Source organism: Pseudomonas sp. NPDC087598, assembly GCF_044743525.1.
Taxonomy (GTDB): domain Bacteria; phylum Pseudomonadota; class Gammaproteobacteria; order Pseudomonadales; family Pseudomonadaceae; genus Aquipseudomonas.
In genome coordinates, this window is record NZ_JBIUWQ010000006.1 from 139,785 (window position 1) to 150,931 (window position 11,147).

At 60.2% G+C, this 11,147-nt stretch carries 10 protein-coding genes and 1 pseudogene; 7 read left to right on the forward strand and 4 right to left on the reverse strand.

Translation table 11 applies throughout. From position 1 onward, the window contains the following. Positions 1–172: 172 nt before the first annotated feature. Complete coding sequence (locus ACIOWE_RS05850; RefSeq protein ID WP_315447327.1) at positions 173–1,270, forward strand: polyamine ABC transporter substrate-binding protein; 1,098 nt, start codon at positions 173–175, stop codon at positions 1,268–1,270. A gap of 245 nt (positions 1,271–1,515) precedes the next feature. Here ACIOWE_RS05850 and thpR read toward each other — a convergent pair whose 3' ends face one another. After that, a complete protein-coding gene (gene thpR / locus ACIOWE_RS05855; protein WP_401388468.1) occupies positions 1,516–2,055 on the reverse strand; it encodes an RNA 2',3'-cyclic phosphodiesterase in 540 nt (179 codons plus the stop codon). A 103-nt stretch (positions 2,056–2,158) separates the two neighbouring features. On the opposite strand from thpR, the gene ACIOWE_RS05860 reads away from it, so the two are divergent. After that, positions 2,159–2,353 (forward strand): hypothetical protein, encoded by a 195-nt coding sequence (locus ACIOWE_RS05860; protein WP_401388471.1) that lies wholly within the window; start codon positions 2,159–2,161, stop codon positions 2,351–2,353. Positions 2,354–2,469: 116 nt separating this feature from the next. Here the strand turns inward: ACIOWE_RS05860 and ACIOWE_RS05865 are convergent, their stop codons facing one another. Both ACIOWE_RS05865 and ACIOWE_RS05870 read right to left on the reverse strand, forming a co-directional pair. Then, positions 2,470–2,823, reverse strand: a complete 354-nt coding sequence (locus tag ACIOWE_RS05865) for a DUF1428 domain-containing protein (RefSeq protein ID WP_401388474.1) — start codon at positions 2,821–2,823, stop codon at positions 2,470–2,472. Between the two features lie 2 nt (positions 2,824–2,825). Beyond that, the gene (locus ACIOWE_RS05870; protein WP_401388476.1) at positions 2,826–3,905 is read right to left on the reverse strand and encodes a hypothetical protein; all 1,080 of its coding nucleotides are present in this window, start codon (positions 3,903–3,905) and stop codon (positions 2,826–2,828) included. A 308-nt stretch (positions 3,906–4,213) separates the two neighbouring features. Here ACIOWE_RS05870 and ACIOWE_RS05875 point away from each other — a divergent pair, with 308 nt between their 5' ends. Next, positions 4,214–4,489: a hypothetical protein gene (locus tag ACIOWE_RS05875; protein ID WP_201237786.1), complete on the forward strand. Its 276-nt coding sequence runs from the start codon at positions 4,214–4,216 to the stop codon at positions 4,487–4,489. 43 nt (positions 4,490–4,532) lie between these two features. Here ACIOWE_RS05875 and ACIOWE_RS05880 read toward each other — a convergent pair whose 3' ends face one another. Next, entirely contained in the window at positions 4,533–4,739 is a 207-nt protein-coding gene (locus ACIOWE_RS05880) for a hypothetical protein (protein WP_212809291.1), read from the reverse strand. Positions 4,740–4,982: 243 nt separating this feature from the next. On the opposite strand from ACIOWE_RS05880, the gene ACIOWE_RS05885 reads away from it, so the two are divergent. From ACIOWE_RS05885 to paoC, 4 genes and pseudogenes are all read left to right on the forward strand, one after another. Then, positions 4,983–6,737, forward strand: coding sequence for an L-lactate permease (locus ACIOWE_RS05885; protein WP_401388480.1), 1,755 nt, complete (start codon positions 4,983–4,985; stop codon positions 6,735–6,737). Between the two features lie 351 nt (positions 6,738–7,088). Beyond that, positions 7,089–7,715 (forward strand): annotated as a pseudogene (gene paoA, locus ACIOWE_RS05890) (aldehyde dehydrogenase iron-sulfur subunit PaoA); the annotation flags it as partial. Beyond that, positions 7,712–8,665 carry an FAD binding domain-containing protein gene (locus ACIOWE_RS05895; protein ID WP_401388483.1) on the forward strand — a complete coding sequence of 318 codons (954 nt, stop codon included), beginning with the start codon at positions 7,712–7,714 and terminating at the stop codon, positions 8,663–8,665. The pseudogene paoA and the gene ACIOWE_RS05895, both read left to right, overlap by 4 nt. Continuing rightward, on the forward strand, positions 8,662–10,860 hold the full coding sequence (gene paoC, locus ACIOWE_RS05900) for an aldehyde oxidoreductase molybdenum-binding subunit PaoC (protein ID WP_401388486.1): 2,199 nt from the start codon (positions 8,662–8,664) through the stop codon (positions 10,858–10,860). The genes ACIOWE_RS05895 and paoC overlap by 4 nt, the downstream gene beginning before the upstream one ends. Positions 10,861–11,147: the final 287 nt, after the last annotated feature.

Below are 11,147 nucleotides of genomic sequence, written 5' to 3' on the forward strand. Positions count from 1 at the left end.
GGGAGCTTGCTCCCGCTGGGCTGCGCAGCAGACCCAAAAAGTTTGTGAGCGCTGCGCACTCAAGCGGGAGCAAGCTCCCTCGCCACAGGGTTTTATGTACATCTGTAGGAGCTGTGTTAGTCGATAAGGTTTTGGCTTTGTGTTTTTGAATAAGAAGAATGGAGTTTCACCGATGAAAATGTTTGGCAGGACTCTGCTGACACTGTCCTTAATGGGCGCAATCGTCATGGGCGCCCAGGCCAACGACAAGGTGCTGCGTGTTTACAACTGGTCCGATTACATCGCGCCGGACACCGTCAAGAAGTTCGAAGACGAGACCGGCATCCGCGTGACCTACGACGTCTTCGACAGCAACGAGACCCTTGAGGCGCGTTTGCTGGCGGGCAAATCCGGCTACGACCTGGTCGTGCCGTCCAACAGTTTCCTGGCCAAGCAGATCAAGGCCGGCGTCTATCAGACGCTGGACAAATCGAAGCTGCCGAACTGGAAGAATCTCAACCCGGTGCTGCTGAAAAACGCCGCCGCCAGTGATCCGGACAACGCTCATGCGTTCCCGTACATGTGGGGCTCGATCGGCATCGGCTTCAACCCGGCCAAGGTCAAGGAAGTGCTCGGCGCCAATGCCCCGACCAATTCCTGGGACTTGCTGTTCAAACCGGAAAACGCTGAAAAACTCAAAGCCTGCGGCATCAGTTTCCTCGATTCGCCGACCGAGATGATCCCGGCCGCCCTGCACTACCTGGGCTATCCGGTGAACGACAAGGACACCGCGCACATCAAGGAGGCCGAGGCGCTGTTCATGAAGATCCGCCCGAACGTGGCGTACTTCCATTCCTCGAAATACATCTCGGATCTGGCCAACGGCAACATTTGCGTGGCGGTCGGTTACTCCGGTGACGTGCTGCAGGCCAAGGCTCGCGCCGTGGAGTCGGGCAACAACGTGGTGATCGACTACAGCATTCCGAAGGAAGGTGCCGGCAGCTTCTACGACATGGTCGCCATCCCTCGCGATGCAGCGAACGTCGAGAACGCTTACCTGTTCATGGACTTCCTGATGCGCCCGGACATCATCGCCGAAATCACCAACAGCAACGGCTACAGCAACGCTAACTCGGCGGCCACGCCATTGGTGGACGAAGCGATCCGCAACGACCCAGGCTCGTACCCGTCGCAAGCGGTGATGGCAACGTTGTATGCGGTGCCGGATCAGCCGATCGCCACCCAACGCATCATGACCCGTGGCTGGACCCGAGTGAAACTCGGCAAGTAATCCCAGCACAAATCGGAAATGTGGGAGCGAGCCTGCTCGCGAAAGCGATACGTCAGGCAGTGAAGATATTGGATGTTCCGACGTCTTCGCGAGCAGGCTCGCTCCCACAATAAAGAGATGCAGTGCTCAAGGTTTCCCGTTCAAGTAGCGCCTTACCACCGCTGCACCCTGCAGATGAACGGCCTCACCTGGCTCCCTCGGCTCAGGTGAACTTCAGGCGCCCTCGGGCGCCTTTTTTTGTTTCTTCAGATCAGCGGCCAATCCTGCAGGATCCGGTAGCGGCCCTTGTGTGATTCGAACAGGGCAAAACGTTCGGCACGCAGGAAAAACTCTGGCGGCGTCGCCGATTCCGGCTCCGGCGCGCGGTAGTCACGCGCCAATGTCAGATGCGGGCGAAACTCGCGGGCCGTCTCTTCAAAACCGAAAGGCAACATGGCCTGCTCCAGCGCGTAAACCAGACGCAGCAACTCCGGCGGCGCCTGCTCGGGTGCCAGTGACAACACCCCGGCACGGTGCCAGACCTGCAAGCGATCCAGTGAAATGCGCAACGCCTGCCCCGGCGTGCGCACTTTGCCGGCGGCTTCGCAGACTTCGCCGATCTGCGCCAGCGGCACGGCGCCGAGGAACAATAGCGTCAGATGAAAATTATCCGCCGGTACCGGTTTGCCGGTCCGCAAACCCAACTCCGCACGCCACTGAGCAATTGCCTTGCGTTGCGCCGTTGGGCAGTCCAGTGCAAAGAACAGCCGCTTGAACGGTTCATCCCTGTGCGTTTCAACGGTCATGGCCTGCTCCTTCACGGGTTGATCGGCAGATTCTACACAGCCTGATCTGACGACTCGCAACGCAGGTCTATAGTTCAAGGATTGCTATCAACCGGAGGTCGCCATGCGCGAGATCCTCAGCAAAGAGCCATGGTGGGCCCGGCCACCGAATCCCGGGCAGGATGAACAGGAACTGGAATGGGGCTGGCTGGTGCATTACAGCGAGGGGGAGCCGCGTTTCGAATTCATCCGTGAGCGGCCGACGGACGAACAGATCCGCCAGCGCAAAAGCTGCCGGATTACCCCCCCATCTGAGTGAACACAATACCTGTAGGAGTGAGCCTGCTCGCGATGGCGGTGGGTCTGACTATGAGGTTTTGAACCTGCAGACGCCATCGCGAGCAGGCTCACTTCTACAAGAGATTTGTGCGGGGTTCAGGGTTCAAGGAGGTTCTTGAAGCCACCAAAGATCATGCGTTGGCCATCAAATCCCATCGGGTTGACGTCCGGTTGCATGCGCGGATCTTCCATCATCTTCGCCATGCCGGCGTCGCGCGTGGCTTTGTCTGGCCAGATCAACCAGCCGGATGAAACCGTCTCACCCTCCTTGAGTTTCACGGCCATCGGGAATGACGTGATCTTGCCATCCGGCACGTCATCGCCCCAACACTGAACCACGTCCTTTGCACCGTATTCCTTGAACAGCCTGGCAGCAATTTCACAGTGTTTTTTGTACTGTTCGCGATTGGCAGTCGGCACAGGCGCTACGAAAATATCGATGTAAGCCATGTTTATTCTCCTTTTACGGTGGGTTCGATCTGCTGATTAGTCGATTGCGGTGGCTGCCATTCGACACGATTCACGCCCAACCCGACCGACGGTTCCTCGCCCTCACCCAGATTGCGCTCGACCTGCCCGGCGATGTGCAGTGTGCCGGCCATGACACCGGTGGTCGGGTTCTGCACCAGTTTCAGCCAGGCCTTGTCGAAGGTGTTGCCGAGGCTGCTGCGGATCAATGCTTCGCTGTCGGGCCGGTCGTTGGCCTGGAGGATGGCGCGGATACCCACCACGCCCACCGATATCAGCCTGCCGACCAGTTTGCCGGCGGCTGCGGCCACAGCGCTGGCCGCACCGCGCGGGGCCATTTCCGCCTCCATGCGTTGGCTGGCCCGTTTGGCGACAGGGGCCATGCCCGCGTCAGTCGACGCGATCCCCTTGGCGCCACCGTCGGTATGGATCTTGTCGATCAGGGCGGCATAAGCCGGCAGTGTGTTCAACGGCTCAGTGCTGATTATTTGATACAGCGACGCGTCCCGAGCGCTGGGCGGGCCGAGTGCGATTGCGGGAATTTTCTGTAAATGTCCATTGAGTTGTGCGACCGGCACGCCGTGGCGCTGGGCGATGAGCGGCATCTGTTTGGCCATTTGCTGCGCGTAGAACTCCGTCGACTGGCCGAGGATCGCGTCCGGATCGATCTCGACCGCCACTGGCGCCAGCACTCTTTCCTGATATTGCTCAAGCAGATACGCCGCCAGACGCTTGGCCGATGCGTCCTGTTCACCGCTGGCGCTGATCGTGTACCAGCTGACCTTCATCGACAGCCATTCCTGGGTCCAGTAGCTGCTGAACCACGGGATGAAATTTTCTTCAGTTTGCTGATAGACGCGAGTGCGCCAATGTTCCATCGAGCCACGGGCGAAAAGCTTGACCTGCTCAGTGGACTGTTGCGAAGCACTGACGATCTCGCGGTCGATCTGCTGCCAGGTTGCGGGCGACACCACCACTGCCGGCGCTGGTGCAGGGGCCCGCACCGAGGAGGCGCAGCCGGCCAGCAGAAACAGTGCGGCAAGGGCTAGCGCACGCAGGGTCACGGTGGCGGTTTCCTTCAAATCAGGAGATAGGCAGATTTGAGTATAGGTGGATCAGTAGAGCCTGATGGTGGAGGTACCGGCCCCATCGCTGGCAAGCCAGCTCCCACAATGATCTCCAGCGAACGTGGATTTTGCGAGCACCCGCGCTTCCTGTGGGAGCTGGCTTGCCAGCGATGGGGCCAGCAAATCCACCACCGAACTCGCAACCATCAATGCCGTCGATATTCACCATCGCGACGATTGCCTTCCACCCGCCGCTCACGAAAGGCACGATTGCCCCATCCGAGACGCAACGAGGAGTTCACATCATGATTCACACCATCGCACTCTCCGTGAGTTTCCCGGTGTTCGGCAGCAACTACTACGAACAACACGTCGTTAACCGCAAGGCGCAGGCACTGGTGTTCAACGAAGATTTCGAAGATCTGCTGATGCCCGCCGCCACCAATCATTTCAGCAATGAAGTGGTCGGCATCAACGATCAGTTCCGTTTTCTGAGCGACATTCTCGCCACCCATTTGCTGGACATCGAGGCCTCTGTGCCTGCGCGATCCAGCGTCCGGGCGAGCGCTCACTTTTCTTGAGTGGTCGAGGGCGTTCCTTTGCGGGAACGCCCTCTATGTTCAATCAGTCATCATCGCGATCACGGTAGTAGCGACGCCCGTCGCGGCGGTCGTCATCGCGGTCATCCCAGCGTCGGTCATGGTCGTAATTGCGCCCATGATCGCGGTCGTAATGCCGACCGTGGCGGTGGTCATCATCAAAATCCGCCACACAGCCACCGAGCATTACGGCGGCGGTCACGGTCAGCAACATCGTTGTAGCGCGCTTCATTCAACACTTCCCTAAAACCAAGGTCTTGACGACGGAACGGCCAACGCTGCCTGCGCCTTCAGGACGCAGTGCGCGCAGCCGCCCATACGACCGGGTAAAAGCGCTTTGATTCAGTGGCCATCGATGACCGTTTATCGCCTCAATCGCCCTGGCCGAACAGCGGCGTAATGCCACCTATACTGCTTCTTGACGACACCCACGCAACGGACCTGCGCCCTCAAGAATAAAAAGCAGAGGTGCACCATGGTCTGGCAGCAAATCTATGATCCGTTCGGCAACCCGGTGATCTCCACGCTCATGGCCGCCGTGCCGGTGGTGGTGATGCTCGCGGCGCTGGCCTTCTTCCACGTCAAGGCGCATCTGGCCGCCCTGCTCGCCCTCGGTTCGGCGCTGCTGATCTCGATTTTCGCCTTTGGCATGCCGGCGAGCATGGCCGGTTCCGCGGCGTTGTTCGGCGCGGCTAACGGCTTATTGCCGATCGGCTGGATCGTGCTCAACATCATCTTCCTGCATCGCCTGACCACCGAAAACGGCTCGTTCAAGGTGCTGCAGGATTCACTGGCGCGGATCACCGACGATCGACGCTTGCAGTTGCTGTTGATCGCCTTCTGCTTCGGGGCGTTCTTCGAAGGCGCGGCAGGCTTCGGCACACCCGTGGCGGTGACCGGGGCGATTTTGATCGGCCTCGGTTTTTCGCCGCTGGCCGCGTCAGGCCTGGCCCTGATCGCCAACACCGCACCGGTGGCGTTCGGCGCGCTCGGCACGCCAATCATCACCCTGGCCAAAGTCACCGGCCTGGATGAAATGGAACTGTCGATGATGGTCGGTAGGCAACTGCCGTTCTTCTCCGTGCTGGTGCCGTTCTGGTTGATCTGGGCCTTCGCCGGGTGGCGCAAGATGCTGGAAATCTGGCCGGCGATTCTGGTGGCCGGGGTCAGCTTCGCCGTGCCGCAATTCCTCGTGTCCAACTACCACGGGCCGATGCTGGTGGACGTGATCGCCGCGCTGATTTCCATGGCGTGCCTGACGCTGTTTTTGAAGGTGTGGAAACCGGCGACGATTCACACCTCGGCGGCGCTGTCGGGGCGCGTCGACAACTCTAAAGTCGAGGAAGAAAAAGTCACCGCGAGCGCTGCGTTCAGCGATCAGGCGCGTCCGGCAGTGATGCGTGCGTGGATGCCGTGGATCATCCTCACCGTATTTGTGTTTGCCTGGGGCACCCAAGGCTTCAAGAATATTTTCGACGTGCGCCCGGCCATCGATCCGGTCACGCATTCGGCCAAACTCGATCCGCAGGGCAAACCGCTCAACGAGGCCAACCCGATTTTCGCCCCGGCCGTGACCTTCACCACACTGCACCTGCAAATCGAAAAAGTCCCGCCTGTGGTTCCCGCGCCGAAAGCCGAGGAAGCGGTGTACAAATTCACCTGGTTCACCGCCACCGGCAGCGGAATTCTGCTGGCGGCGATTGTCGGTGGATTGCTGATGGGCTACTCGATCCCGCAACTGATCAAGCAATACCTGCGCACCCTGTGGGTGGTGCGCTTTTCGCTGATCACCATTGCGGCGATGTTGGCGCTGGGGTTCCTCACGCGCTACTCGGGGCTGGACGCGACCATGGGCCTGGCGTTTGCGGCGACGGGGATTTTCTATCCGATGTTCGGCACCTTGCTCGGTTGGCTCGGCGTGGCGTTGACGGGTTCGGATACCGCCTCGAACGTGCTGTTCGGTGGCTTGCAACGAGTGACATCGGAGCAGCTCGGGATCAGCCCGATCCTCATGGCGGCGGCGAACAGTTCGGGCGGGGTGATGGGCAAGATGGTCGATGCACAATCGATTGTGGTCGCCTCCACCGCGACCCGCTGGTATGGGCATGAGGGCGAGATTTTGCGCTATGTGTTCTTCCACTCGATTGTGCTGGCAATACTGGTTGGCGGGTTGGTGACCTTGCAGGCCTACGTCGCACCGTTCACCTCGATGGTGGTTGGCGGGCATTGAGGCTGGATGTTCTGGCCTCATCGCTGGCAAGCCAGCTCCCACAGGTTTCTATGTTGTGAACCAGATTGTGTTTACAGCATAAGCCCCTGTGGGAGCTGGCTTGCCAGCGATGAGGCCCTGTCATTCAACACTTATATTGGCTGACACCCCGCCATTGCGAGCAGGCGAAGGCCTACATTGGATATGTGTCGGCCAGACCATTGATGAACCCTGCGCATAACTCTATAGCGCAAATCAGCAAAAACCTTTTGCTCTTCCCAGCGGTCACTCCTTAACGAGACCGGCGATCACGCTGGCTGCCCGTTTGGGCCGTGCAACCACCGCTGCCCTGATGAAGAGAAAAGGAATCGAACCATGACGATTTCCCGACGCAGATTTCTGATCCTCGGCGCCGTGACCGCGACCGCGTTTGCGATGCCACCGTTTATCAGTCTCAGGGCCTACGCCGCCAACCTGGAGCAACCGGCCATGAACAAAGTAACCCTGCAAATCAATGGCAAACCCCGCGCCCTTGAAGTCGACAACCGCACCACCCTGCTCGACGCCTTGCGCGAACATCTGCAACTGACCGGCAGCAAAAAAGGCTGCGACCACGGCCAGTGCGGAGCGTGCACAGTCATCGCCGACGGCCGACGGATCAACGCCTGTCTGACCCTGGCGGTCATGCACGAAGGCTCCGAGATCACCACCATCGAAGGCCTCGGCATGCCGGACAACCTGCACCCGATGCAAGCCGCATTCATCAAGCATGACGGCTATCAGTGCGGTTATTGCACGCCGGGGCAGATCTGCTCGGCGGTTGCTGTCATCAAGGAAATCCGCGACGGCATCCCCAGCCACGTCAGCCCTAGCCTGACCGAATCACCACAACTGATCGGTGCCGAGTTCCAGGAACGCATGAGCGGCAACATCTGCCGCTGCGGGGCCTACTCGAACATCATCGAAGCCATCAGCGAAGTCGCGCAGGTGCAATCATGAGACCGTTCAACTACAGCCGCGCCGACTCCCCTGCCGCCGCAGCACAAGCGGCGCAGATCGAAGGCGCGAAGTTCATCGCCGGCGGCACCAATCTGCTCGATCTGATGAAGCTCGACATCGAAACCCCGTTGCATCTGATCGACGTCAATCATCTCGGCCTGGATCAGATCGAGGCCACGCCCGAGGGTGGTCTGCGCATCGGCGCGCTGGTGCGCAACACCGATCTGGCTGCCGACGCCCGCGTGCGCAAGGACTACGCGCTACTATCTCGCGCCCTGCTCGCTGGTGCCTCGGGACAATTACGCAACATGGCGACCACCGCCGGCAACCTGCTGCAACGCACGCGCTGCCCATACTTCTACGACACCCATCAGGCCTGCAACAAACGCAATCCTGGCAGTGGTTGCGCGGCGATTGGCGGGGTCAGTCGGCAGTTGGGAATCATCGGCGTCAGCGACGCGTGCATCGCCACGCACCCGAGCGACATGGCGATTGCGATGCGCGCACTCGATGCGCAGATTGAAACGGTGAAACCCGACGGCAGCACACGCAGCATCGCCATGGCAGATTTCCATCAATTGCCGGGCACTACACCGAACATCGAAACCAGCCTTACGCCAGGCGAATTCATCACCTCGGTGACACTGCCCGCTCCGCTTGGCGGCACGCACATTTACCACAAGGTGCGCGATCGTTCGTCTTACGCGTTTGCACTGGTGTCGGTCGGTCTGATCCTGCAAAAGGACGGCAGTGGCCGCATCGCCGTCGGTGGCATCGCCCCAAAACCCTGGCGCGTCGAAGCGGCTGAAGCACTGCTGCCCAAGGGTGCGAAAGCTGTCAGCGAACGTTTGCTCGACGGCGCCACGCCAACCCACGACAACCAATTCAAACTGACGCTGGTCGAGCGCACGCTCGGTTCGGTGTTGGCGCAAGCGAGGGATGAAGCATGAAATTCGACACGCCCGCCGCCACCAACCCGATCGACCAACTGAAAGTTATCGGTCAACCCACCGACCGCGTCGAAGGCAAATTGAAAACCTGCGGCCAGGCGCCTTACGCCTACGAGCAACATGAAGCGGTGGCCAATCAGGCTTACGGTTTCATGGTCGGTTCGGCCATCGCCAAGGGGCGCATTACCAACATCGATCTGGAAGCAGCCAAAGCCGCGCCCGGTGTCCTGGCAATCGTTACTGCGGCCAACGCCGGCAAGCTCGGCAAGGGCAAATACAACGCCGCGCATCTGCTGGCAGGGCCCGAGGTGCAGCACTATCACCAGGCCGTGGCATTGGTCGTCGCCGAGACCTTTGAACAGGCGCGCGCCGCTGCGCAAATGGTCAAAGTCGATTATGTCGCGGCCAAGGGCGAGTTCGATCTGGCCAGCGTGCGCAATCAGGGCGTCGAGCCGAAAGACGAACTGCCCGACGTCAAACACGGTGATTTCGCTGCAGCGTTTGCTGCCGCGCCGGTGCAGTTCGACCAGACCTACACCACCCCGGATCAGTCCCACGCGATGATGGAACCGCACTCGACATTGGCCGCGTGGAAAGGCGATCAACTGACCTTGTGGACGTCCAACCAGATGATCGCCTGGAGCGTCGGCGACATCGCCACCACCCTTGGCTTGCCGAAGGAAAAAGTCCGCTTGATCTCGCCGTACATTGGCGGTGGTTTCGGCGGCAAGCTGTTTATCCGCGCCGACGCGATCCTCGCCGCCCTTGGCGCACGCATGGCAAGCAGACCGGTGAAAGTCGCCCTCGCCCGCCCGCAGATCGCCAACAACACCACCCATCGCCCCGCAACTATCCAGCGTATCCGCATGGGTGCAACGGCGGACGGCAAACTCACCGCCATCGCTCACGAAGGCTGGTCCGGCAACCTTGAGGACGGCAAGGTCGAGGTCGCGGCGCAACCGAGTCAACTGCTTTACGCCGCACAAAATCGGTTGGTCAGCATGCGTCTGGCGCCGCTGGATCTACCCGAAGGCAACGCCATGCGCGCTCCGGGTGAAACGCCGGGGTTGATGGCGCTGGAAATCGCCATGGATGAAATGGCCGAACAGCTCAAACTTGATCCGATCCAGTTTCGCATCCTCAATGACACTCAGGTCGACCCGGTAAAAACCGAACGGCCGTTCTCCCAGCGGCGCTTGATCGAATGCCTGCAAACCGGCGCCGATAAATTCGGCTGGGACCAGCGCAATGTCAAACCCGGCAGCCGCCGCGAGGGTCGCTGGCTGATCGGCATGGGCGTCGGTGCGGCGATCCGCAATAACCTGTTGATCAAGTCCGGCGCACGGGTGCGGCTGGAGCGCGACGGCAAGGTCACGGTGGAAACCGACATGACCGACATCGGCACCGGCAGCTACACGATCATCGCGCAGACGGCCGCCGAGATGATGGGCATTGGCATCGACGACGTGGTGGTGCGGCTGGGCGACTCCAGCTTCCCGGTATCGGCGGGCTCCGGTGGCCAGTTCGGCGCCAACTGCTCGACCGCAGGCGTCTATGCCGCGTGTGTGAAACTGCGTGAAATGGTCGCCCACAAACTGGGCATGACGGCGGACGAGGTAGCGTTCGCCGACGGTCAAGTACGCGCCGGCGGCAAAACCCTGCCCCTGCGCAATGCCACGCACGACGGTGCCGTGCAAGCGGAGGACAGCATCGAATTCGCCGACCTTGCCAAGCAGTATCAGCAATCGACGTTTGGTGCGCACTTCGTTGAAGTCGCCGTGGATGCAGCGACTGGCGAAGTTCGCGTGCGGCGCATGCTCGCCGTCTGTGCAGCCGGACGGATTCTCAATCCGAAAACCGCGCGCAGCCAGGTGATCGGCGCGATGACCATGGGGGTTGGCGCGGCGTTGATGGAGGAATTGGCGGTAGACAAAAAGCTGGGGTTCTTCGTCAACCATGATCTGGCCGGATACGAGGTGCCGGTGCATGCCGACATTCCGCATCAGGAGGTGATTTTCCTCGATGAGACTGACCCGATTTCTTCGCCGATGAAGGCCAAGGGTGTCGGTGAGTTGGGGATTTGCGGGGTGAGTGCGGCGGTGGCGAATGCGATTTACAACGCCACCGGGGCACGGGTTCGGGAGTATCCGATCACGCTGGACAAGATCCTCTCGTCGTTGCCGGAGATGATTTGATGCATTGAAAAGCTAGAAGCCCCTCACCCTAACCCTCTCCCAAAGGGAGAGGGGACCGATTGGGGGATATTCAAGGGCTGCACCGATTTGAACGTGCGGCTGTGAATCCATGATCGATATGATTTTTCAGGTCGATGGATAGCGTCAGACACCTCAGTCGGCTCCCTCTCCCGTCGGGAGAGGGCTGGGGTGGGTAAAGACCGGGTACATCCTTTACGTTTGAGACCGGGGACATGGTTTACAGGTATCAATCATGGTCAGGAGGTGCTGACCATGCCCTGGAATCA

Bases quoted from the DNA above. Each gene is read 5' to 3' on its own strand.
- ACIOWE_RS05895 (WP_401388483.1), top strand. From the start codon at position 7,712: ATGAGACCGTTCAACTACAGCCGCGCCGACTCCCCTGCCGCCGCAGCA.
- thpR (WP_401388468.1), bottom strand. From the start codon at position 2,055: ATGACCGTTGAAACGCACAGGGATGAACCGTTCAAGCGGCTGTTCTTT.
- ACIOWE_RS05865 (WP_401388474.1), bottom strand. From the start codon at position 2,823: ATGGCTTACATCGATATTTTCGTAGCGCCTGTGCCGACTGCCAATCGC.
- ACIOWE_RS05875 (WP_201237786.1), top strand. From the start codon at position 4,214: ATGATTCACACCATCGCACTCTCCGTGAGTTTCCCGGTGTTCGGCAGC.
- paoC (WP_401388486.1), top strand. From the start codon at position 8,662: ATGAAATTCGACACGCCCGCCGCCACCAACCCGATCGACCAACTGAAA.
- ACIOWE_RS05860 (WP_401388471.1), top strand. From the start codon at position 2,159: ATGCGCGAGATCCTCAGCAAAGAGCCATGGTGGGCCCGGCCACCGAAT.
- ACIOWE_RS05880 (WP_212809291.1), bottom strand. From the start codon at position 4,739: ATGAAGCGCGCTACAACGATGTTGCTGACCGTGACCGCCGCCGTAATG.
- ACIOWE_RS05885 (WP_401388480.1), top strand. From the start codon at position 4,983: ATGGTCTGGCAGCAAATCTATGATCCGTTCGGCAACCCGGTGATCTCC.
- ACIOWE_RS05850 (WP_315447327.1), top strand. From the start codon at position 173: ATGAAAATGTTTGGCAGGACTCTGCTGACACTGTCCTTAATGGGCGCA.